This is a genomic window from Ruminococcus sporogenes (assembly GCF_054655175.1).
Genome location: NZ_BAAHOA010000001.1, coordinates 158,774 through 181,846, shown reverse-complemented (window position 1 = coordinate 181,846; position 23,073 = coordinate 158,774). Strand labels below are relative to the sequence as shown.

Annotated in this window: 21 protein-coding genes, 2 tRNA genes and 1 pseudogene; 6 read left to right on the top strand and 18 right to left on the bottom strand. The window is 42.3% G+C overall.

Annotation, left to right across the window (positions count from 1 at the left end; translation table 11 throughout):
* Positions 1–104 precede the first annotated feature (104 nt).
* On the top strand, positions 105–2,156 hold the full coding sequence (fusA, locus tag ACYQ0N_RS00925) for an elongation factor G (RefSeq protein ID WP_460161623.1): 2,052 nt from the start codon (positions 105–107) through the stop codon (positions 2,154–2,156).
* A gap of 23 nt (positions 2,157–2,179) precedes the next feature.
* On the opposite strand, the gene ACYQ0N_RS00920 is transcribed toward fusA, so the two are convergent.
* The 3 genes from ACYQ0N_RS00920 to ACYQ0N_RS00910 form a co-directional block, all read right to left on the bottom strand.
* The gene (locus ACYQ0N_RS00920) at positions 2,180–3,391 is read right to left on the bottom strand and encodes an AI-2E family transporter (RefSeq protein WP_177532241.1); all 1,212 of its coding nucleotides are present in this window, start codon (positions 3,389–3,391) and stop codon (positions 2,180–2,182) included.
* Between the two features lie 92 nt (positions 3,392–3,483).
* Positions 3,484–4,332, bottom strand: coding sequence for a carboxylating nicotinate-nucleotide diphosphorylase (gene nadC / locus ACYQ0N_RS00915; protein ID WP_460161622.1), 849 nt, complete (start codon positions 4,330–4,332; stop codon positions 3,484–3,486).
* A 15-nt stretch (positions 4,333–4,347) separates the two neighbouring features.
* Positions 4,348–5,799: an L-aspartate oxidase gene (locus ACYQ0N_RS00910; protein ID WP_460162157.1), complete on the bottom strand. Its 1,452-nt coding sequence runs from the start codon at positions 5,797–5,799 to the stop codon at positions 4,348–4,350.
* A 300-nt stretch (positions 5,800–6,099) separates the two neighbouring features.
* On the opposite strand from ACYQ0N_RS00910, the gene ACYQ0N_RS00905 reads away from it, so the two are divergent.
* On the top strand, positions 6,100–7,890 hold the full coding sequence (locus tag ACYQ0N_RS00905) for a cellulase family glycosylhydrolase (protein WP_460161621.1): 1,791 nt from the start codon (positions 6,100–6,102) through the stop codon (positions 7,888–7,890).
* A gap of 304 nt (positions 7,891–8,194) precedes the next feature.
* On the opposite strand, the gene ACYQ0N_RS00900 is transcribed toward ACYQ0N_RS00905, so the two are convergent.
* Together ACYQ0N_RS00900 and ACYQ0N_RS00895 are read right to left on the bottom strand one after the other, a co-directional pair.
* Positions 8,195–9,646 carry an ATP-binding protein gene (locus ACYQ0N_RS00900; protein WP_177532238.1) on the bottom strand — a complete coding sequence of 484 codons (1,452 nt, stop codon included), beginning with the start codon at positions 9,644–9,646 and terminating at the stop codon, positions 8,195–8,197.
* The gene (locus ACYQ0N_RS00895; protein WP_460161620.1) at positions 9,633–10,313 is read right to left on the bottom strand and encodes a response regulator transcription factor; all 681 of its coding nucleotides are present in this window, start codon (positions 10,311–10,313) and stop codon (positions 9,633–9,635) included. Before ACYQ0N_RS00895 ends, ACYQ0N_RS00900 begins: the two co-directional genes overlap by 14 nt.
* Before the next feature lie 255 nt (positions 10,314–10,568).
* On the opposite strand from ACYQ0N_RS00895, the gene ACYQ0N_RS00890 reads away from it, so the two are divergent.
* Positions 10,569–11,651 carry a 6-phosphofructokinase gene (locus ACYQ0N_RS00890; RefSeq protein ID WP_177532236.1) on the top strand — a complete coding sequence of 361 codons (1,083 nt, stop codon included), beginning with the start codon at positions 10,569–10,571 and terminating at the stop codon, positions 11,649–11,651.
* 32 nt (positions 11,652–11,683) lie between these two features.
* Here ACYQ0N_RS00890 and ACYQ0N_RS00885 read toward each other — a convergent pair whose 3' ends face one another.
* Positions 11,684–12,097, bottom strand: a complete 414-nt coding sequence (locus ACYQ0N_RS00885; protein ID WP_177532235.1) for a bis(5'-nucleosyl)-tetraphosphatase — start codon at positions 12,095–12,097, stop codon at positions 11,684–11,686.
* A gap of 175 nt (positions 12,098–12,272) precedes the next feature.
* Between ACYQ0N_RS00885 and ACYQ0N_RS00880 the strand changes: the two genes are divergently transcribed.
* Positions 12,273–13,427 (top strand): CPBP family intramembrane glutamic endopeptidase, encoded by a 1,155-nt coding sequence (locus ACYQ0N_RS00880; RefSeq protein WP_460161619.1) that lies wholly within the window; start codon positions 12,273–12,275, stop codon positions 13,425–13,427.
* Positions 13,428–13,430: 3 nt separating this feature from the next.
* On the opposite strand, the gene ACYQ0N_RS00875 is transcribed toward ACYQ0N_RS00880, so the two are convergent.
* The 9 genes from ACYQ0N_RS00875 to ACYQ0N_RS00835 all read right to left on the bottom strand — a co-directional run bounded on the left by ACYQ0N_RS00875 (position 13,431) and on the right by ACYQ0N_RS00835 (position 20,345).
* Entirely contained in the window at positions 13,431–14,366 is a 936-nt protein-coding gene (locus ACYQ0N_RS00875; RefSeq protein ID WP_460161618.1) for a hypothetical protein, read from the bottom strand.
* A gap of 3 nt (positions 14,367–14,369) precedes the next feature.
* Positions 14,370–14,762 carry a hypothetical protein gene (locus tag ACYQ0N_RS00870; RefSeq protein ID WP_177532232.1) on the bottom strand — a complete coding sequence of 131 codons (393 nt, stop codon included), beginning with the start codon at positions 14,760–14,762 and terminating at the stop codon, positions 14,370–14,372.
* The gene (locus tag ACYQ0N_RS00865; protein ID WP_177532231.1) at positions 14,746–15,159 is read right to left on the bottom strand and encodes a hypothetical protein; all 414 of its coding nucleotides are present in this window, start codon (positions 15,157–15,159) and stop codon (positions 14,746–14,748) included. The genes ACYQ0N_RS00870 and ACYQ0N_RS00865 overlap by 17 nt, the downstream gene beginning before the upstream one ends.
* A gap of 12 nt (positions 15,160–15,171) precedes the next feature.
* Entirely contained in the window at positions 15,172–15,531 is a 360-nt protein-coding gene (locus tag ACYQ0N_RS00860) for a hypothetical protein (RefSeq protein ID WP_177532230.1), read from the bottom strand.
* A complete protein-coding gene (locus ACYQ0N_RS00855) occupies positions 15,521–16,372 on the bottom strand; it encodes a hypothetical protein (RefSeq protein ID WP_177532229.1) in 852 nt (283 codons plus the stop codon). Before ACYQ0N_RS00855 ends, ACYQ0N_RS00860 begins: the two co-directional genes overlap by 11 nt.
* Before the next feature lie 85 nt (positions 16,373–16,457).
* Positions 16,458–17,432: a phage major capsid protein gene (locus ACYQ0N_RS00850; RefSeq protein ID WP_177532228.1), complete on the bottom strand. Its 975-nt coding sequence runs from the start codon at positions 17,430–17,432 to the stop codon at positions 16,458–16,460.
* Positions 17,433–17,449: 17 nt separating this feature from the next.
* Entirely contained in the window at positions 17,450–18,604 is a 1,155-nt protein-coding gene (locus tag ACYQ0N_RS00845) for a phage portal protein (RefSeq protein WP_460161617.1), read from the bottom strand.
* Between the two features lie 15 nt (positions 18,605–18,619).
* Positions 18,620–19,867, bottom strand: coding sequence for a PBSX family phage terminase large subunit (locus ACYQ0N_RS00840; RefSeq protein ID WP_460161616.1), 1,248 nt, complete (start codon positions 19,865–19,867; stop codon positions 18,620–18,622).
* On the bottom strand, positions 19,857–20,345 hold the full coding sequence (locus tag ACYQ0N_RS00835) for a terminase small subunit (protein ID WP_460161615.1): 489 nt from the start codon (positions 20,343–20,345) through the stop codon (positions 19,857–19,859). Before ACYQ0N_RS00835 ends, ACYQ0N_RS00840 begins: the two co-directional genes overlap by 11 nt.
* A gap of 285 nt (positions 20,346–20,630) precedes the next feature.
* Between ACYQ0N_RS00835 and ACYQ0N_RS00830 the strand changes: the two genes are divergently transcribed.
* Both ACYQ0N_RS00830 and ACYQ0N_RS00825 read left to right on the top strand, forming a co-directional pair.
* Positions 20,631–20,707 (top strand) — tRNA-Met (locus tag ACYQ0N_RS00830).
* A gap of 5 nt (positions 20,708–20,712) precedes the next feature.
* Positions 20,713–20,787 (top strand) — tRNA-Glu (locus ACYQ0N_RS00825).
* A 117-nt stretch (positions 20,788–20,904) separates the two neighbouring features.
* Here the strand turns inward: ACYQ0N_RS00825 and ACYQ0N_RS00820 are convergent.
* From ACYQ0N_RS00820 to ACYQ0N_RS00810, 3 genes and pseudogenes are all read right to left on the bottom strand, one after another.
* Positions 20,905–21,711 (bottom strand): annotated as a pseudogene (locus ACYQ0N_RS00820) (tyrosine-type recombinase/integrase); the annotation flags it as partial.
* Positions 21,684–22,115: a plasmid recombination protein gene (locus ACYQ0N_RS00815; RefSeq protein WP_460162156.1), complete on the bottom strand. Its 432-nt coding sequence runs from the start codon at positions 22,113–22,115 to the stop codon at positions 21,684–21,686. The gene ACYQ0N_RS00815 and the pseudogene ACYQ0N_RS00820, both read right to left, overlap by 28 nt.
* A gap of 302 nt (positions 22,116–22,417) precedes the next feature.
* Positions 22,418–22,714 carry a DNA-binding protein gene (locus ACYQ0N_RS00810; RefSeq protein WP_177532223.1) on the bottom strand — a complete coding sequence of 99 codons (297 nt, stop codon included), beginning with the start codon at positions 22,712–22,714 and terminating at the stop codon, positions 22,418–22,420.
* Positions 22,715–23,073 lie beyond the last annotated feature (359 nt).

Sequence of the window (23,073 nt, the reverse complement as noted above, 5' to 3'; positions counted from 1 at the left end):
AATAGATTATATAGAATATTTCCAATACAGTTGAAAATATAAATAAAAAGTTGTATAATTAAATATAGTTTATTGTATATTTTTATTAAAGGAGATTTACCGAGATGAAACAAATAAAGAATATAGCTCTTGCCGGACATAACGGTTCCGGAAAAACCTCGCTTGCAGACGCTCTGCTTTTCAAAGCGGGAGCAGTCGATAGACTGGGTAAAACAATTGACGGAACTACTGTCTGCGACTTTGACTCAGAAGAGATAAAAAGAAAAATTTCAATAAACGCGGCGCTGGCATCCTTTGATTATGAGGAAACTAAAATCAATCTTATCGACACTCCCGGTCTTTTTGATTTTGCCGGAGAAATGGAGGAGGGTATATACGCCTCCGACACTGTTATGATAACCGTTTCCGCTAAATCAGGGGTTAAGACAGGTACTAAAAAAGCTTATGCGTCAGCTGTCAGAGCCGGAAAATCAAAGATGTTCGCCGTAACAAAAATAGACGACGAAAACGCCAATTTTTATAATGTTCTTACTGAACTGAAAACCGTTTTCGGTCCTACTGTGTGTCCGATCGTGGTACCGGTTATAGAAAACGAAAAGATAGTTTCCTACGTTAATCTTATTGAAATGAAGGTTTACAAATACGAAAACGGAAAGGCCGTGGAAATTGACCTCCCTATTGCAAAGGCTATTGAGAAAATGGTTTACCGTATAGACGGTCTGATCGAAGCCGTCAGCGAGGCGGTTGCCGAAACGGACGAAGAGCTTATGAATAAATTCTTTGAAGGCGAACCGTTTACTCAGGAAGAACTTATAAACGGCATACACACAGGAATGAACAAGGGAATCATAACTCCGGTGGTATGCGTTTCATCATCCGATCTTTCAGGAGTTGATATGCTGCTTAAGGAGATAACTCTCCTGCTTCCGTCGCCGGACGAAGTACCGCCTAAAGAAGCGGTTGAAAACGGAAAAACGGTAACAGCCAATTGTAAATCGGAGGATCCGCTGTCGGCGTTCGTTTTCAAAACAGTTTCCGATCCTTTTGTAGGTAAAATGTCATATATCAGAGTTATGTCAGGAATATTGAAATCCGATTCCCAGGTTATAAACACATCTACGGGAGAAACTGAAAAAATAGGCAAGCTTTATAGAATGACGGGCAAACAGCAAAACGAAATATCCGAAGCAAAGGCGGGAGATATAGCGGTTGCTGTAAAAATATCAGCGTCCACCTCAGATACTCTCTGCTCGCCTGAAAGAAAAATAACGTTCAGCAGAATAAGCTTCCCTTCACCCTGCTATTCAATGGCTGTTAAGGCCAAGGCACAGGGTGATGAAAGCAAGATATCCTCAGGCATTCAGCGTCTTTTAGATGAGGATAAGACATTATCATACTATACGGACTCATACACCAACGAACAGATATTAAGCGGATTGGGAGAACAGCATCTTGAAATATCAGCCGTTAAGCTAAAGAATAAATTCGGTGTGGATATCGGATTATCAGTTCCGAAGATTGCCTACAGAGAAACAATACGCAAAAAGGTGAAGGCAGAGGGAAAATATAAGAAACAGACGGGCGGTCACGGTCAATACGGTCATGTCTGGATAGAATTTGAGCCATGCGTCAGCGACGAGCTTATTTTTGAAGAAAAGGTATTCGGAGGCGCGGTGCCCAGAAATTATTTTCCGGCAGTTGAAAAGGGATTGCAGGAATGCGTCAAGAAAGGCGTTCTTGCAGGCTGTCCTGTGGTAGGTCTTAAGGCTATATTGCTGGACGGCTCATATCACCCGGTGGACTCTTCAGAAATGGCCTTTAAAACGGCGGCTTCGCTCGCATACAAGGAAGGGCTTAAAAATGCCGATCCTGTTATGCTCGAACCGATTGGCTCGTTAAACGTATGCGTTCCTGATGAAAATACCGGAGACGTTATGGGCGAGCTGAACAAGCGCAGAGGCAGGGTATCCGGAATGGAGCCTGCTGAAACGGGAACGACTGTAATTACCGCAGAAGTTCCCATCAGAGAAATGCATGATTTTATAATGTACCTCCGACAAACCACAAGAGGAATGGGAAGCTTTACATTTGATTTCCTCAGATACGAGCAGCTGCCTCCCAATCTTCTTACTGAGGTTATAGCAGAAAACGCATAATAAAAAGCGCAGATCCTTCACCTTCAAGGATCTGCGCTTTTCTCTGATATTCTTTCGTTTTCTTCTTCCTCATGAACCTTCTGGCGCATAACCGCATAGAGAATCGAAACCAGCGGTACCCCGACTATCATACCGAGTATACCCCATAGACCTCCTCCTACGGTGATGGCAAACAAAACCCAAAGGGCAGGCAGCCCTATGGAATTTCCGACGACCTTCGGATAAATAAGGTTAGAATCAATCTGCTGAATTATTATAATGAACACCACAAACCAGACTGCCTTTATGGGATTTACCATAAGAAGAATAAGAGCGCATGGAATTGTTCCCAGAATCGGACCTACAATCGGTATCATATTTGTAATGCCGATAATAACGCTTATCAGAGGAGCATAATCAAATCTGAAAATGGTCATGCCGAAAAAGCATAGTATTCCTAAAATGACCGCCTCCATAAGCTGACCGCTTAAAAAATTGGAAAAAGCGTCATATGCCATTCTGATAATTCTTTCAAATCGGTTATATCTGTGTTTAAGCATTGATTTAGTCAATATTCTAGCATGTCTTTTCAGGTTCTGCTTATCCATAAGGATATATATTGAAAATACAAAGCCTACTACGGTATCGACAACCGTTCCGATTATTCCGCTTGTTATATCCATTGTCTTTGCCAAAACCGTCGGTATATATTCCGGAAGCTCAGATATTTTTTCCTTTACCTTTTCCAGCATATCTCCAAGGTCTATTTTATCCATTAAATAATCAAGCCTGAATTTATTTGATTCAAAGAAATTTATAAGGTTATTGGTATAATCGTTGAAATTGGCGCTGAACATAGAAATACTTTCAGAAATCTGAGGAACTATAAACCAAATAATTCCGACTATTATAGCGATCAGAATTATATATGTGGTAACGCACGAGCATATAAACGACGCCCTGCCTGTATTGTTCGCACTTTTTCTGCGGCGGTTCTTTCTTTTTGCACCAAGCTTTTCTCCCAGCCAGAAAAACAGAGTACGGTATTTTGCGTGAAAAAAGTTTATCGGACGATTTAATGCGAAAGCGATAACTCCTCCTATAATTATAGGACGAAATATATTAATCACTTTGGAGATAATCGAAAAAAATCCCTCGTATCTCAATATTACAAACGCAACAATAATCAGGATAGCTCCGCTTAAAATAATCGTCTTGGCAAGACGGTTATTTTTTAATGAAAACTTCTTCTGCATATTCTGTATACGGCGTAAAGCCGTCCTCCCGTCGTAGTCGTTATATATAAAGTATTGCCGCGGCAACGCCGTTTCAGTCACAAGCCGCTTTATTATTTATGGTCGCAGGATTTGATTTTCATTGATATATCAAAGCATCTAACAGAATGAGTCAGCGCTCCGAGAGATATAATATCGACGCCTGTCAACGCCTTCTGCCTGATATTATCAAGAGTAATATTACCCGAAGCCTCCAGCAGCGCTCTTCCGTTAGTAATCTCCACCGCTTTTTTCATTTCGTCATCGCTCATATTATCAAGCATGATTACCTCACATTTATTCTCAAGAGCCTCCTCAAGCTCTTCAAGATTTCTTACCTCAACCTCAATCTTAAGCATGTGTCCGGCTTTCTTCCTAAGAGCCGAAACCGCGCCGGTGATAGAGCCGTAGGCGTCTATATGATTATCCTTTAGCATAGCTCCGTCGGAAAGATTAAACCTGTGGTTTTTTCCGCCCCCTACCGTAACCGAGTACTTTTGAAGCGCTCTCAGCCCGGGGAGTGTTTTTCTGGTGTCGGCTATGCTGGCGTTTGTACCCTCCACAAGCTTTACGCATTCATTTGCAGCCGTCGCTATCCCCGACATATGCTGAATCAAATTAAGCGCGGTACGCTCGCCCTTTAAAAGCGTTTTGGCGCTTCCTCTGAAAAAAGCTATGTAATCTCCTTTTTTTATCGGCGCTCCGTCTTTAAGAAGTATTTCCTTTTCAACATTTCCGCCGGCAAGATCAAAAACTCTGGCGGCAACGTCTATTCCGCAGAGAATTCCGCTGTCTTTAGCAACAAAATAAGCCTCGCTTACGTCGCCGTCCTGTAAAAGATTATCCGTTGTAACGTCAATATAGTTAATATCCTCGGCAAGCGCCGTATTAATAATATTATCCACATAAAACCGATTAAGCATAGTCGTTATCCTCTCCTATATAACTTCCTTTAAAATGAGATATGCGATAGTCGCAAGAGATTTCGCTTCTATAAAATCAGGATTTATCATATACTTTCCTGAAGTCAGCTCCCGCTTTATTTCCTTTACCCTTTCAAAGCCTTCGACAGCCGCCTTTTTATCCGGTATAACAAAATAACTGCTCTGCATTATATGGCGTATTTCAGTTCTGAATCCCTGAGGAATTGCAGCGGGATCAGACTGCTCTTCAAATTTATAGTCCTCAAAGTCATCTGACACACCGTCTCTTTTCTCGGAAATATCCTGCGCCGCCCTGCGCGAAAATACGAGAGCCTCAAGAAGCGAATTGCTGGCAAGCCTGTTATTGCCATGAACGCCCGTATGCGAGCATTCGCCCGCGGCGTAAAGGTTTTCAATGCCCGTTCTTGCAAAGCTGTCAACATTAATTCCGCCCATCAGGTAATGCTGACACGGAAATACGGGAATTCTGTCCTTAGTCAGATCATAGCCCTGCTTAAGCAGATTTTTATAAATCATAGGAAAACGGTTTTTAAGAAATTCGGGATCCTTTCTGCTTATATCCAAATAAAATTCAGTAGAGCCCAGCTTTCTGCTTTCATGTATAATAGCATGTGAAACGACGTCTCTCGGAGCAAGCTCCAGCCTGTCGTCATAATTATGCATAAAACGTTCGCCGTCCTTGTTGAGAAGATAAGCGCCCTCTCCCCTGACGGCCTCGGAAATAAGAAAGCATTCTCTTGTATGCCTGTTATTGAACGCAGTTGGGTGAAACTGGACAAGACTCAAATTCTTTATATCCGCCCCCATCTCATAGGCTAAGGTTATACCGTCTCCGGTAGCTATCGCGGAATTGGTAGTATATTCATAAACCCTTCCGATACCGCCTGTGGCAAGCATCATGAAATGACTGTTAAACGAACGCCTTTCTCCGTTTTGCCAGGTATCCGCTGAAAAACCGGTCGACGTCTTTTTCAAGCCGCAAAGATACGTGTTTTCAAGAATATCCACATTCGGAAGGCTCTTTACCTTATCAAGCAATTTCGATACTATCTCAAAGCCGGTAGCGTCCTTATGATGAAAAATTCTGTGACGGCAGTGTCCTCCCTCAAGAGTTCTGTGAAGATTTCCATCCGGAGTCCTGTCGAAATCCACTCCCATATCAATAAGAGCCTGTATGTCCTTAGCCGCCTCTGAAACTAAAATATGAACCGTTTCCGTATTATTTTTAAAACCGCCGGCTATCATCGTATCATTCTGATGAAGCTGAATATTATCCTCCGGCGAATTGTAAACTCCGGCAATACCTCCCTGAGCAAGCGCAGAATTACAAAGCTTCAGCTCACGCTTGGAAAGTATAAGAATTTTCATATCGGACGGCAGATTTATCGCAGTATACAATCCTGCCGTACCGCTTCCGGCAATAATAATATCGTAGTTTTTCAGCATCTTGATCTCCATTCTGCCGCGGCAACCCCGGGCATGTAGATATATAAAATTAGTATATCATGATAATTATACATATAAAACGAATGCCGATTTCCTATATTTATCCAAAACCGTCCATTATTTTATACTTATTTTATTATACCATTATCGCAAATTAATGTCACTATGTATTTTAACTAAATTTTTTCAATTTTCGAACAGTTTTAACAACATATATTTCCTTATATGCATTGACTTTTAATTAAATTTAAGGCATAATTATTATAAACAAGCAGTAAAATATGACAGGAGAGATAATATATGCTTAAAAATAAATTAGCCTGTTTTGCAGCGGCGGCTTTAATTACTGTATTTCCGCTTTGCGGGTGCAGCGACGACGGCTCCGGCGGCTCGTCTAGTACCGGAGACGTGGTTTCCGTTTCATCAGGAATTACAACCGAGTCCTCTTCCGTAACCGATCGTGACGTCAGCGAACAAATAAAACTCGTCGTAACGCTCACAGCCGGAAATAGCTGGGAAACGGACGGAAAATCCTTTACCGATTATCAGGGAGCGGTAAAAAACAGCGGTTCCTCAGGAATAAACGGCTGGACCGTTACTATACCTCTTAAATCAGACATTGAGATAATAAGCAGTTGGGGCGGAAGCTTTTCAGTATCGGAATCGGCAATAACCGTAACACCTGAGGAATACAACAAAGCTTTGGAAACAGGCGGCGAGGCTGCTTTCGGCTTCCAGATATCGGGTTCCAAGGACGCTGTTGATACGTCCTCCGTTTCATGCTCCGGCACAGCCGGCGTTTCGCAGCAGCAGAACGGTAACAGTCAGCAGAGCGGAAATACCGGCGAAGCAATTGTCAATACCGGTGCAAAGGACGTTCCCGCGCCCACAACGGACGACTGGCTATCCGTAAAGGGAAATAAAATAATAGATTCAAGCGGCAAGGAAGTCTGGCTGACAGGCTGTAACTGGTTCGGATATAACACAGGCACAAACTGCTTTGACGGACTCTGGGCGTGCGACCTGAACTCATCTCTTGCTAGCATTGCCGACCACGGCTTCAATCTTTTGAGAATTCCTATATCAACAGAGCTTATAAACAATTGGGCGGACGGAGAATATCCGGAGGCAAATTATAATAAAGCTTCAAACTCATATCTTGAGGGAATGAACAGTCTTGAAATTTTTGATTATGTCATCGGACAGTGCCGCGCTAACGGCATCAAAATAATGATAGATATCCACTGCGCCGTAACCGATTCCATGGGCCACATGAAACCGCTGTGGACAGACGGAAACATTACCGAGCAGGATTACCTTGACAGTCTGTCGTGGATGGCTGAGCGTTATAAAGGCGACGATACCATAATCGCATATGATCTGAAAAACGAACCACATGGAAAACAAAACGAGTCGCCGAGGGCGAAGTGGGACGATTCCAAGGATTCAGATAACTGGAAATACATAGCGGAAAAGGCGGCGAATGCCGTTTTAGATAAAAACCCCAACGTACTGGTGATGGTAGAGGGCATTGAAATCTACCCTAAGGACATAAAGAAAAACGGAAATTTCGGCTCCCAGAATGAAGACGATTATTTCTTTAACTGGTGGGGAGGAAATTTAAGGGGCGTTGCAGATAATCCTATAGATCTTGGCAATCGTCAAAACAAGCTGGTTTATTCCCCTCATGATTACGGTCCGGCAGTCTATGAGCAGCCGTGGTTCGAAGGCGGCTATACATATGATTCTCTTTATAAGGACTGCTGGTATGATAACTGGTTCTATATTCAGGACAAAAATATAGCTCCTCTGCTTATAGGCGAATGGGGAGGCTATATGACCGAGCCTAACGTCACATGGATGACTTACCTCCGACAGCTTATTTCTGAAAACAAAATAAATCATACGTTCTGGTGCTTCAACGCGAATTCCGGAGATACCGGCGGACTTGTGAAGGATGATTTTACAACATGGGATACGGAAAAGTATAACTTTGTAAAGGAAGTTCTCTGGCAGAAGGACGGCAAATTTGTAGGTCTTGACCATGAAATACCGCTTGGTGAAAACGGTATAACGCTGACAGAATATTAATCACAAAAATAAAACGATTAACGAAGACAATTGAGCTTTACGATACAATTCCCGTTGCAACAGCTCTGCTTTATCTATGATAAAAGGCTGCCGTTAATTAAAAATAACGGCAGCCTTTTTATAAAACAAAAAGTCCCCTTAAGGGGACTTTTTGCCATGATATAGGGATTATTGGGGATTTTTAATTTAACGCTGGGGTAAACGTTAAATTGAAGATATACTCATTACTGAGTATGCTTGTATTATAAAGCTCATATGTGAAATCTCTGTGAAAAGTCCTTGAAAGAAACGGGAAATCAGTTTTTTACTTTTTTCTGCCGTTTTCGACCTCCGGCTTCTCCGATACAATATCGCTTATTTCAAACCAGAATGTCGAGCCCTTACCGATAACGCTGTAAACGCCGAAGCTGTAACCGTGCTTTTTCAATATGGCCTTTACTATTGAAAGCCCCAAACCTGTCCCGATAACCTCGCGCTTATGGTTTTCAGAACGATAATATTTTTCAAAGATAAGACCTATTTTATCCTTTGCTATTCCCTGTCCGGTATCGGAAACCTCTATCCTTACGCTTTTTTCCTTATTAATCTGACGTACAAAAACCCTTTTATCGTCTCCGGTATAATTTATAGCGTTATTTATCAAGTTGTAGATAACCTGCTGAATTTTTATAACGTCGCATCTCACCGTGACTTCTTCGTCAGGCTCAAAGGAAATAATATAATCGGACCTCTTTGAAATTCCCTTGTATCTTGCGATGATTCCGTCAAGCACCTCGGTAATGCTGAATTCGCTGTAATTGAGCTTCTGATTGCCGTCCTCAAGCTTAGAAAGATCCAGTATGTCGTTTACAAGCTGCGCAAGCCTGTCGGTTTCCTCTATTATTATTTCAAGATGCTCGTTGCGCTTTACAGGATTATCTCCTGAAAGATCTCTTATCATTTCTGCATATGCCTTGAGCATGGTAAGCGGCGTTCTTAAATCGTGGGACACATTGGCTATAAGATCCCGCTGCATCATATCAACCTTTGAAATCTCCTGCCCGGCGTAAGTAAGCGTACTCGCCAGCTGCTGAATTTCAAGGTAATCTCCGCCCTCGAATTTTATATCGTATTTTCCCTCGGCAAGACCCTCCGCAGATTTTGTTATTCTTGTTATAGGATCCGCGATTCTTTTCGACATGAAAAATGAAATTATCACGCCCAGCACAAGCAGATAAAACGTTATGATAATAAGCTGTCTTTTTATAATCGAGGCTGTGGAGCCAATCGGAACAAGAGGAGTATTTATAAGAAGATATCCGTCAGGATCGTCCTTGGCGCCTATGGTTGAAACCATAATAAGCGTGTCGCTGTTTATCGTACTGTTGAACTCCTTGAAGTAAATCGAGCTTTTTTCACTGTCCCTGAGCTTCTGAATAAAATCATAGCTCATATTATTCGGTCCGTGAATAAGGCAGTTTCTGCCCATAACGTCCTTGGAATAAACGGTTCTGTTAAATTTGTCCGTAATCACTATGCATAAATCGTTGTTTATGGCTATTTCCGTGAGCAAGTCGCTGTAATCCTCGTCTCCGTAGTTTTCAACGATTGTTGCCGCGGAACGTTTGACATCGGAAATTTTCATTCCCTCATAAAAATTCTCAAGAAACACTATCTGAAAAAACCAGAGAAGTATAAATACCACGGCCGTAAAAAACATGAAATACTGCCAAATTTTAAATTTAAGGCTGACGCATGGATTTTTAATTCTGACCATACTCAAATTTATATCCCATTCCTCTCAGTGTGACGATAAACTTCCTATAGGGCCCCAGACTGTTTCTGAGCATTTTTATATGGGTATCCACCGTCCTGTCGTCCCCGAAAAAGTCGTAGCCCCAGACCTCCTCGAGAAGCTTGTCCCTTGTGAGCGCAAGGTTCTTGTTTTTAACGAGATAAAAAAGCAAATCGTATTCCTTCGGCGTCATTGAAGCCTTTACGCCGTCGACATAAACCTCCCTGCCTGCAAGATCTATTTCCAGTCCCTCAAATTTCAGCTTTTCCGGTATGCCGCTGTCCGGACGGCTGTTGCGCTTGATAACGGCTTTTATCCTCGCCATAAGCTCCTTCGGTGAAAAAGGCTTTACAACGTAATCGTCAATTCCCAGTTCAAATCCGAAAAGCTTATCATATTCCTCGCCCCTTGCCGATAGCATTATAACCGGTATGGATTTGTACTTTTTTATTTCCTTGCAGGTGGAAAAACCGTCCAGCTTGGGCATCATGATATCCATAACTATCAGATCGTAATCATTATTTTTTACCAGCTCTACCGCCTCCATGCCGTTAGCGGCCTCGCCTACCTCATATCCCTCAAACTCGGCGTATTCCTTAACCACCCTGCGGATATTGATTTCATCGTCCACAATAAGTATCCTGCTCATAAGCTGTCCTCCCGTATTAAAAAATCCGGATCCGCTCCAGATATATTTTTATCAAAAATAAGTATAATACATTATTGTGAATATTATGTGAAAGCAAAAAAATAATTCTATAGTTAATATATAAAATGTTGACAATTTTAATAAAAATAGGTATAATAATAGTGCTGACTTAATTTATTTTAAACAAACTGCCTATTAAGGCTTTCATATATTCACGCTTCGGCATATTCCAAATTGAAAGGACGGTCTAAATTTATGAAAAAAAGAATAGGAATCCTGACAAGCGGCGGGGACTGCCCCGGTCTTAACGCTACGATAAGGGGTGTCGCCAAAGCCTGCTATGAAATGATGGGAACGGAAAACGTTGAGATGGTCGGAATTTCAAACGGGTATTACGGACTTATAAACAATCTTTGCAGAGATATGAATCCCGATGAATTTTCAGGCATTCTTACAAGAGGCGGCACTATACTCGGCACAAAGCGTCAACCGTTTAAAATGATGCAGGTTATCGGCGAGGATAATGTTGACAAGGTTAAGTGCATGAAGGAAACCTATAAAAAGCAAAAGCTTGACTGCCTGCTGACGCTGGGCGGAAACGGAACCCATAAAACAAGCAGACTTCTTGCAGACGAGGGCCTGAACGTTATCGGACTTCCCAAAACCATAGATAACGATATTTACGGTACGGACGTAACATTCGGCTTTCATTCGGCTGTGGATATAGCCACCGACGCTATTGACAGACTTCACACTACGGCCAACAGCCATTCGAGAATACTTCTTTGCGAAATCATGGGAAATAAAGCGGGCTGGCTTACTTTAAACGCCGGAATCGCAGGCGGAGCCGATATAATTCTTATACCGGAAATACCCTATGATATTGACAAGGTGTGCAAATCAGTAATAAAAAGGAGCGAAAGCGGCAAGAATTTTTCCATTATAGCCGTAGCCGAGGGCGTCTTTGATAAAGAAGAAGCGCAAATGAAGAAAAAGGAAAGAGCTAAAAAAAGAGCGGAGGCCGGAATCGTAACGGCTACCAACAGAATAGCCTCCCAGATACAGGCAAAAACCGGTCTTGAAACAAGAGTCTGCGTTCCGGGACACATGCTTAGAGGCGGCAGTCCCAGCGCATATGACAGGATACTCGCTACACAGTTCGGCGTTCACGCCGCGGGACTTATCTTGCAGGAAAAATACGGAAGAACAGTAGCTAAGATCGGCGGAAAGATAACCTCCAACAAGCTGGAGGATATAGCGGGTAAAACCAAGTTCGTTTCTCCGGACGGCCAGCTTGTTATAACAGCCAAGGATCTTGGTATCTCGTTCGGCGACTGAATAAAAAAACACAGCCTTAAGGCTGCGTTTTTTTATTCTCTTTCCTTTATCGCCGACTTTGCCTTATTTACGATAACCTTATCGTTATCATAGGTCAGGATATTTACGGCATAACCTATATCGACCCATCTTATTTCTGAAATTTCCTCTTCCTGAGCCTTAAAATCAAAATTCTTTGCTTTCGCAAGAAAATAAACAACTACCTTCTGAGTATCCTTTTTGGGAGAATAGGAAACTGTTTCTCTGAATGTAGGATCAAGAATGACGTCGATTCCCGTTTCCTCCATTATTTCCCGATGAGCCGTTTCCAGCTCTGTTTCATTTTTTTCAACATGTCCCTTAGGAAATGACCAATGTCCGCTGTTTACATGCTTTATAAGAAGAATTTCAATGTTTCCGTGAAATTTTCGAAAAACAATTGCTCCGCATGACTTTTCATGAAACATTTTTATAGTTTTCCTTTCTTTTTGATAAACTGTTAAATTTATTATACCACACTTTTTCAGCTTTGTCCACAACTTTTTGGCGTCAGAGATTTGACTATATGTAAAAATTGATATATAATATTAGAAAAACTACTGATACGGAGGAAAGGCGCGCAAGCCGCCTTGATATGCTATTATGGATAATAATATTTTTGAAACTCAGACATTAAAGCCGGGGTCAGATATAAATCCCCAAAACCCGTTTGAAAATTTTACAGAATATGAAGCTTACAACAGCGATTACAGAGAAATAGTTCCGCAGATAGATATTCCGGGCTGCAAGATTCCCTTTGAGCCGTCTAAGGCCGAGCGAAGACGTATCAGACATTATTTTAATATTGCCGGAGGAGGAATTATTCTCCATTTTCTGCTTTCAAACGGTCTTCTGATTGCCGCCGTATATATTTTACGGCTTATTGTAATGCGGATTGACGGCGTTAAGCCCGTTGAGGCGACGCGTCAATATCTCTCCGGACTTGAAACGTTTTTCAATACCTCCGCTATTAATATAGGTCTTAATATGCTTATCCTGACATCGTGCAGTATCGTTATATTTCTGCTTGGATCAAAGGTTTCTAATATAAAGATAAAATCATATTTCAGCGCCGCAGACTTCAACGTTAAAACAATCGCGGCATATTGCGTTATAAGCTTTTTTATTAGATATATCGCCGGTATTGCAGGCTCGGCCGCAGAAATGATCTTCAGCGGCGTGGATATGAGCGTAGGAACAGAAATGATGAACTATGAAAATCCGAAAACCATCGCAATAACGGCGGTTTACGCCTGTATAGGAGCTCCTGTTACAGAAGAGCTTATGTATCGCGGCTTTGTTATGAAAAACCTATCCAGAGTAGGTCAGAGATTCGGAATTATTATGAGTTCGCTGCTTTTCGGTCTTATGCACGCTAACGTAGGTCAGTTTATTTTTGCGTTTATAATGGGAATATTCTTTGCGCATATCGACGTTAAGCATAATTCAATTATTCCTTCAATAATAATCCATTCTTTTGCTAACACCTATTCGACGGTGATATCCTATTCAGGTGTGCTTGAAAATCAGCTTGCGCTTGCTTTGACCAGTCTCGCCACTCTGGCTCTTTCAATCGCCGGATTTGCGCTATTTATCAAATTCTATAAAAATAACCGCCTGCCGTTTACAATGCCTCACCAGAAGCTCAGAAACGGCACAGCGGTATCCTCAGTAATGCTGATTATCCCCGTAGTTATCTATACATTTTTCACTATATATAATTCCTTTCCAAAGCTTGCCGAATATCTACAGATCTAAGAATCATTGATCTCCGAAAAATCCGTCGTTATATGTTCCCAGAACGGTTATGGGCATTCCTCCGTTAAAAACGACCTCGATACGGTGAATTTTCTTTTTAATAAAGCTTCCGTAGGTTACCTCGTCAAAAAGATCCTCATAATTATAACCCGCATATTTAATATAATTGCATACCATCCCTCTCATGCTGTAATTAAGCTTAAAGCTCAGTCCCGAATCAGGATTATTCAAAAACTGCCGGTCGAGAGGGATTTGCTTATGCCTGATTATACCTCTCCTCATCGCTTCCGCATTGCTTTTGCTGTAAACATCGTAATCTCCGTTTATATCCTGCATATGTATATGACTGATAATACGGGTACAGTCATGACAAACTCCCGAGCCAAGAATATTATTATTGTTGACAACATGGTTGATCGACGGATTTCTCTGCGTTATCCTGACATTATTAGTTCCCTCTATATAAGGATAAAGTCCGGTTTTTCTGAAACCGAAATTGCAGACAGCGTCCCATACGGTCGCTCCGTCCTTGACGTAAATATAATTTTCGTTTTCACTGTCCTCACATGTAACGTAAGGAATATCGGGATATGTCCCTATAATTTTGGAAAGATTCACGTCCGTTATCATACCCGGCTCCGGCTGATTCTGACACAGCAAAGAAGTAAAGCTTTTGGACTTAACCGTTATTATATTCCTGTTGCCCTCCCGGCATATATCTATACTATCGGCAAGACCTCTGTGCATCATTTTGCCGTATATCCAGAATTCTATCCTGAGAATGTCTGACGCGGGAGCGGTTACAGAGCTTATAAATTTTCCTTCAAACCATACATAAGGCGTATAAAGCTCCTTAACATATCTAAAATAAAAGCATATGCTTTCAATTACGCAGTTACCTGCCTCGTCATACATTCTTACCGTATACTGAGAATCCATATTTCAGCTCCCCTCCGCCGCCTGCTCTATATAGCTGTCGCAGCATAATACGATCTCGCATTTGATAAGCTCCGAATTAACGTCTGTCACAACTGAAAACGTCTTGAGCCTTGCAGCGTTATAAAATATACCGTCAGCGGTAAGAAAATATCTTATATTGTTGCTCATTTGCTGATTTAATTTAACTCCGGGAATAGGACATTCCGACTTCAATACAATTCCTTTGAGCTTTAAATATGCGGGAAACGAGCCGTTATCGGTAAAATATATACTGTTTTCAGAACGATTCTGAAAGCTGTAACGGCGGTCACGGGACAGTTCGTAAGAAGAAATATATAATCTTACGTCTCCCAGCTCTGCAACGCGGTATTTTTCTATGTCAAGACTGTGATTCATAAACGACCTCCGTTTTTCCGAGTAATTCGACTCTGCATTCAAGAATAAGCCGCTTGAGTCCGTTATCCTGCACCGGAGCCGATATTTTTGCGGAATTTATAACATATCCGCTGGAGGTAAGCTTATCCAATATCCGAACGTCGAGCATTTCATAAAGGCTCATAGGGGAAGTATAAGGCCTGCCGAGTATTTTAACGTCAAGTAAATATCTTTCCCTGAAAAACTTATCGTTTTCCCCGACAAAAACGTTTTCAAGATATATTTCCGCAACGGACGCCACAGCGTATATATCGCCGTGCTCCATTACGGGAATTTTTTCATATTCGCTGTAAACGTCGGTGCCGCCGCTTTTTACAATCTGATAAATTCCGTTTACCATATGCTTTAACTGCGCCATATATCTTCTCCCTTACCCGCAGCAAACCGCGGTAAATATAAATCCGTCGTCATAGAGAAGATCGGACGCGGCTTTATAATATTCCCGCATAAGTTCTCTGGCAAAATCATATTCAAGCTGAGAATTGCCCTTTGAATCGGCTGTTCCCGCATAAGTATAAGCGATTTTGTTTTTCACGCACGTTATCTGACTGTATCTGAAATTTGCTATTGCGGCGCAAAGGTAATCAAGCCTTGCGTCGGAATCCTGAACGTCCTCCTTTAGCCTGCGTTCTACCTGGGCAATTGCCGAATCTATCAGCGGACGATATGTCTCCGTATCAGTCTCGCCTGAAAAAAGTGTAAAAAGAGAACTTATCTGATTAATATTCATTTTTTTTAGCCCCCATTCTGAAATCGTCCAAACAGTCCTTTTTTATATCCAATTGAGAAACGGTTTTAGATTTATGCTCCCTTTCAAGCAGTTCCTTGAATTCAATAAGCTCCTCCGCATTCATTTTATCTGCGGCGGCAGAAAGCGCCTTAGCGCATACGGAAGAGCCGGAAGCAAGACAAAGCTTATAAATATCTGTTCTTACGCTTTTGCATAGCTTTTCCATAAGCTCTTCACTATATGCCTTCGCCTCCGCCGAATCTGCGCTTCTGCCGAATCTTTTTGTAACTCCTGCGTTGACCTGCGCGGGAACTGCCACAAAGCTCCACTCATAAGCGTCGCTTATATCATCTAAAACGGCATGAGCCGTCTTTCCGCTGTATTTTTTACCCATTACATGAGGACAGCCTTTCCTTTTCAAATCCGTTCCGCATACGGAGCATTTTTTTGAGCCGGCGCTGCAAGAAATGCTTACTTCCTTTTTTATACCCCCGTCTATCTCTCGTATCAATCCCGAATTTGAGTCTGTTCTGACCATATAGGCTCTGCCCTTTAAGTAAGTGTAAGGTTCGCCGTTTTTCGTAGCTTTTGTATTATCGGTTACAAGCTCGGTTGAAAAAATCCTTGCCGTCTGTCCTCCGCTTTTCGGATTATGATCAAATATTCCGGTTTTCCCTACAAACAGCTTTTTTAAGCTTTCCAGCGCGTTCTGAGAAAATCTCTCGCCATCTCTGTCTATGTCGTTGTCGCAGAGAATAACGTCAAAAATATACACCTCATCCTCAGACATTTCCCGTCGTGTAAATTCATTCAGCCTTTTGAGTATTTCTTCCTTTTCCATATATTTCGTCCTTTCATAAATATTTTGCAGCTTTTATTCCGGCAGACGCTATTTCAGACGTCCGCCGGAGCTTCAACAGCCGGACTTATGACTTATCCATATTAAGCACCTTTACGGCGTCCGCCATAAGCTTTTTGAACACAAGGTTGCAGGAAACGCTGAATGCGTCCATCTGACGGTCTATAAGCTTATCCGATTCCATAATGAGATCAGAGCTTGTAATAAATTCAAGCGCATACTGCCTGTCTATTCCTATAACAGTCAGATCGTTGATCTGGTTTGATTTAATAAGTCTTGTTCCGAACGGAAGAATAACGTTTCCTCTTTCGTCAACAGTAATCGAATCCCTAAGCTGCTCCATTGAAATAATTTCCGCAGCAATTTTAGGAGATACTATCAGATCAGTCATATCATAGACCTTAAAGTTTCCGTAAAGTCCGGTAAGGTCTGAAAAAGCCAGCGCGCTTCCGGCAATATCTATAACGGCCGCGTCCGATTTCAAGGTGGAAATAGCGCTGCTTACCATTGCGTCGGCAAGCTTTTTACCTATTGAACGAAGCATTAAGGCAAATACGTCCAATCTCTGAAGCCTTACCGCCTCATACGAAGCTGTAATAAGTCTGCCGTATTTTAACAGGCTGACAGATGTGGCGGATTCTTTAATAGAGGTTTCCGGCAGAGCGTTTCCCTCGGTTGTTTTGGAAGTGTACGGAACATTGTCTGTAACCGAATAGCCTCTGTACTGATTGCAGTCTGAAATCGTCTTAACAGCAACAATGTCGCCTAATATAGAATCTTCCATACCCGCGTTTACGGCTCTCCTGACGAATTCAGGAAAAAGCACCGCGCTTTCCGTTGTCACAAAGAATTTTTCTACCTTATCGCAGTTCTCGCCGCTTATTTTTATATCGAAGCGCTTAAGCTGTCTTTCAAAGGCGTCAAGATTGCTTAACGGCGTTCCGTCATAGTTTTCATCAGGATCGCGTTCCTCAAGAACCTGTATAAAGCTTTTTCCCGCAAGATTATAAAGTCCCTTTTCAAGTTTTATATCATTATACATAATTTATCCTCCATATTTTAATTTTCATTTTCAAGTTTTCTTTCAATCTCCTCGGCCTGAGCATTTTTCAGACGCGCGTCGGCAAGAACCGATTCGTCCTGAAGATTGATATTATCCCATTCAACATACGCTTCGCTGTCGGATCCTATCTGCATCAGATATGCCGAGGCGATTTTTCTGATAACCGGCGTTATAAGCCTTCTGTAATACTCCAGCTCAGATGTAAGAATATCAGCCTGCTGCGACGACATCCGCTCGGTCGTCGACCAGTTGAGTCCCAGAAGAAACGGCGGAACCGAAAGCTTTGCTATAAGCTGCTCCAATATCTGTCTTACAGGAATCTCGGTATCAAAAAGCTGATTATCTGCTCCTATGACTCTTATGTCGACGTCTCCGACAGCGACAAAATCCCTTATTTCACCATTTTTAGCAGCCGTCATACCGTCCGACCATTCCTTAGCGATCTGCATCGCCCTTTCCTTTGAATACGCCCTTTCAGAGCTGTCCCCGGTAGGCTTATAGGTAACCGCATATCTTACATTCCCAGCTCTTTCATAGTTCTGTCCGATACATTGATATATTTTCATCAAAATCCTGCTTAGAGCCGGCAGTCCCCTGAGTATTGAAACCCCCATGGTTTTTCCGGGCGGAGGATTCAATGCTGAAAATAATATAAGATTAGGATTTTCAAGACGTTTAAGCCTTCCTCCGCTCTGCTTCAAATAATAAACGGCGCAGCCTGTAGACTGGTCCGGCAAGACAGCGATCTTCGACGGATCTCCATTATAAAGAGAGCTGATATTCATGGTTTCACGGTCGAGAATAATTTCGCCTACCGCGTTTCCGTATGTAAGAAGACTTTCAAGAAAGCTGTCTGTAAAGCTCTGCATAGAAACTCCCGTTAGTCCCACAGGAACGCCGGACACAAAATAATCCATCGTTTCCTGCATTCCTTCATCGGAGCATATAATTCTATAGCCTCCCGTAAGCCTCACAATCTTACCGATTGCCGCGTCTATAACAGGCACTGTGAAACGCAGTCTGTCATAAAGCTCCTTTTCCCAGCAATCTACACTATTCGGAAAATCGGCCGTCTCGGAGCCTCTCGAAGCAGAATAAACAGCCGCTGTATCGGTTTGAACGCTTCTCTTTCCGCCTTTGAATAGTTTCATTAAATTCACCTCCCTTCAACGCGCGACAGAAGCCACAAAAAAATCATCGGTATTGCCTGAATCTATCGCGGCAGTCACAAAATATCTGATATCGTCCATCGCATGATCATTCTCCTTTACCGGAATATCGCCTCCGGACTTTTCATTCCAGCAGTATAGCGAAAACTCCCTTAGGCAGTCCTGACAATCCGCAGATATGAGAATTCTCCTGCTTTTCAAAGCGTCGCTTACCCGCCTTATTCCGTAAAGAACATCGTTTTTCGCAGGTATAACTCTAAATCTTCCGTGACGCCTGATACATTCTATAAAGCTTGCCGCCGACGGATCAACGATTATATATTCCGGCTCACGATCTCCTATAAGGCTCTCCAGACCGCTGTAATGCTCCTCGTCGGTTCTCGATATCCCTTCTCTTCTGGAATCATAATAATATTCCTCCAGCCTGTACCAAACTCCTCCGCAGCGCCCCCACAGTCCGAATGACGACGGATTAACTGTTCCGTAATCGCACGACACGACAAATCGGTCGCAATCCGGAGCCTTTTCAAACGTATGAATGCTTTCGCTGAACATCGGGTAAACCCTGCCGCTTGCGGCAGTCCACTTGCCAAGAATAAACCTGTCATAAAAAACCCCGGAATAAAGCTTTTCATATCTTTTTCTTATTTCCCCGGAAAGAGACGGATTATCCTTCATAGTAAAATGAATATAAAGAGCATTTTTTTCCTCGGATTTTTTTATCCATTCCCGGTAAAACCAATGATACGGATTATCCGGATTGCAGTTGAACCACATTTTAGAACCGGAAACAGAGCATCTGGCCATCGCTTGCTCTACAAACGATCTTGGCATAAGAGCAACCTCGTCCATAAGTATTCCTGAAAGCGTCATGCCTTGAATAAGCGCCGCAGAGCTCTCGTCTCTTCCTCCGAACAGATAAAATCTGTTTTTCCTGCCGTAAAGACTTATATCGATATAATTTTTGCTGACCTTTTCAATATAATTAAATCCCATAGCGCCCAGCAGACCTGCAAGAGGCTCTACAAGATTGCGGCGAAGCGACGAAACAGTTTTCCCGCAGAGAGCAAAGGAATTGCCTGAAAACGAACTCATGGCCCAGCTTACAAATCCCATCGACATGCAAAGCGTCTTTCCCGATCTGACCGCTCCGTCGCATATGACGGCGTCTTTTTTTCGGTATTTAGGGATACCCCACCAGGAAAGAGCAAGCTTCTGTTTCGGCGAAAAGCTTTTAAACGTCATCGGCAGTTTCATCCTCCAATCCGGTAAGAGCGTCAATAAGATTTGCCGCAGCCGACGCGGTATTTTCCTCGGACTCATATTCGTAAATCCGTTCCATTGCCTTTTGTCTGTCAAAAAGCTTTATTTCTACTCCTCCTCCCTTGACTCTTTTCATTTCCGACACATTAAAAAGATCCAAAGCTCCGATCTTATCGGGCGAAGGAAGCTCCTCTGAAAAAACCAGCGACGCCGCGTCGTTGGCTCTTCCGAACGCAAGCCTTTCAAGACCGGTCATAACGACCGCCTTAGGAGGTATGCTTTTCTGCATAAGGCTTTCAATAAGCCTTCTATACCTTGCCTGATTAATAATATTCGTACCGTCGGCAAGGGCAGTTTCAGGAGGCAGTCCGCTTTTCAGCGCAGCTTCGTATACATCTCCTAATCTTGCATAGTTACAGCAAAAAAGTCTGCATAACGATTTCTGATTTAAACATGACATAAAAAAACCCCTTTCGTTAAATAGTAACGGTAAGCGAATGAATGCTCCGCTGTTTAATACCGTTCACTAATAGGCCGAAAGGGCGTATTTTTTGCATTAAAATATACAAATAAGAAAATTTAAATTTACAATTTGTTGATTTTAACAAATTGTAAATTTAATTTAAGCGTTAAATTGTGAATATAAACAAATCGAGATTTTTTCATAAAATTATGTTGACATTTAGAAAATAAGCGTGTATAATAATATAGTCGCATAAAGCGGTAAGCGAAAAACGACATAAATGGCGGCATAGCTCAGTTGGCTAGAGTACTCGGTTCATACCCGATTGGTCGTTGGTTCAAATCCTACTGCCGCTACCAAATAAGGCCCGTTGGTCAAGAGGTTAAGACACCGCCCTTTCACGGCGGAATCATGGGTTCAATTCCCGTACGGGTCACCAGCATATGCCACGTAAAATCGTTGATTTTACGTGGTTTTCTCTTTTTAAGGGCAGGCTTTTCGGACGTCTGTCCTTTATTTGTCCTTTATTGAGTGTTCTTATCCTTTGCCGTAACTCTTATTTCTTGGATGAAAAGTCAAGCGCCGAAGCAATCGCTTCGGCTGCCCTTGCCTGTGCCTGCTGAAATACATGGCAGTAAATTGAGGTTGTTGTACTGACAACCGAGTGGCCTAACGCACCTGAAACTGCAGCAGCGTCCACACCCTCGTTGATTAAAGCCGAGGCATAAAAGTGCCGCATACTATGAATGTCGCAAAATCGGAAATTGTTTTCCTTGCAGAATTCGCTGAACCAGAAATACGGCGTATTGTTATTCATAGGTCGTCCGTCATACTTTACAAACAGCCTGTCATAATCAATCCACTTGCTTCCCAGCTTTATTTTTTCTTCGTCCTGTTCGGATTTGTACGCTTTGAGCAAATTCATCACGACATTCGGAAATTTTAAGGAACGCTGAGATTTTTTCGTTTTCGTGGTATCCGTATAAATCCCCTTGTCGGCCGTGTAATTCGACGTCCTTATAACGCTTATCACATTATGCTCCCAATCAATGTCTTTCCACTCCAAACCGAGAAGTTCTCCACGTCTAAACCCACTGTAAATTGCAAGCGTAAAGAATGTGCGGTATTTCAGCGGTGCCTTTTCCAAGAGCATGAACAATTTCTCGATTTCCTCAAGAGTGTAGATTTCCTTTTCCTTTTTCTCACCCTTTGGAACAGTCACTTTTCTGCACGGGTTTTCCGACAGCATATCCATTTTAACCGCATAGCTGAATACGTCCGAAATGAAGCTCAGATGATGAATCGCTGTCTTTCTAGATAAAGGCTTGCCCGTTTTCATACTCTTGCCGTTAAGAGCAAGATCGGTGTAGCTTCGTCCATATGCACCACAGCAGAGAGGATGTACTGTTCGCCGCCGACTTTTGCCGTTACAAAATCATAAGCGTCCTCAAAGAATTTCTTTGTACGCTCACCGCCCAGACGGTCGAAGAACTCCTTGTCGGAAGTAATGACAAATTCGCAGAGAACAGTACTTTGCTTTTTGCCCTGTAAACGCAGGTTACCTTTTAACTCCTGTCGGGTGCGTATACTTTCAAATTCCTGAAGATAGGATTCCGCTTGTATTTTCTTAAGGTAATAATTTTCAGACGAGCGATTTATGTCAATATCTTTGTTACTATAATTTTTGTTTAGACGTTCATTATGCCGTTCAAGAAGAGGTACAGCACCTACTTTGTGATTTTCGTTTCTGATAATTGCATAGCTCATATTTTTTGCACTCCTTTCATAAAGAGGAGCGAAGCGAACGAACACTATTCTGCTGAATAGTTCTAACCCACTAGGACTATTTTGCAGGAAAATAGTCTGTGGGCAAGCAGTTCCTCTTGGTCCCTTTTTTGCGGTCACAGACCGCAGGAGAAGCAGAGGGATACCCTCTGCATTTTGCGACGATATGCGACGATGTGACGATGTTTTCAGCACCGCATCCACTGTCATAAATATCGTCACAACCGTCGCACATCGTCACGGGTTTGTGTATTGAGATGATAAGGGTCAACCATTCGTCCATACTATCCATCACGCCGCACCTCCCAGATATTCCAGCAGCGCCGCCTTGCTGACAGTATCTTTCCACGCTTACCCTGACCAGTGCGGATATGGGGCAGCTTGTCCTGTACAATGAGCTGACGGACAGTATGTTCGGACAATCCTCTGACCGCCTCGGTGCATTCTTTAATCGTCAGCATTTCCACTGGCTGTTCCTTGGCGGAAACCATAATTGTCGGAGCATTGTCCTCAACCTCAATCAAAGCATCCAGCAAAGCGACCACCTGTGCGATAAGCTCCTGTTTTGTTTTTCTTGTCATAATTTGTACCTCCGTTTGTTTTATTTTCGAGAGCAGTAAAAGCACCTCTCATAAGTACCTACAAAAACGGTTGGTTTTTTAAGTCTTTTTTCGCAATTTTACAAAAGTCTGTATAGCTGCATAAAATCAACATTATTTGATTGGTACTTTTGATTCCCTTCACTTATAAGGAAAAAAACAAGGCTTTTTTACAGGGGAGTTCTGAATATTTTTTGCAATTTCTCTTATTTTTACAAAAGAATATTATTTGAGTCTCTCGTGTTAGTACAATTTTCTGTAACGTAACAAAAATAAGCTGTTTTCTCGGTTTTGCGAAAACAGCTTATTGATATACTAAATTTCGGACAGTTGCACAAATT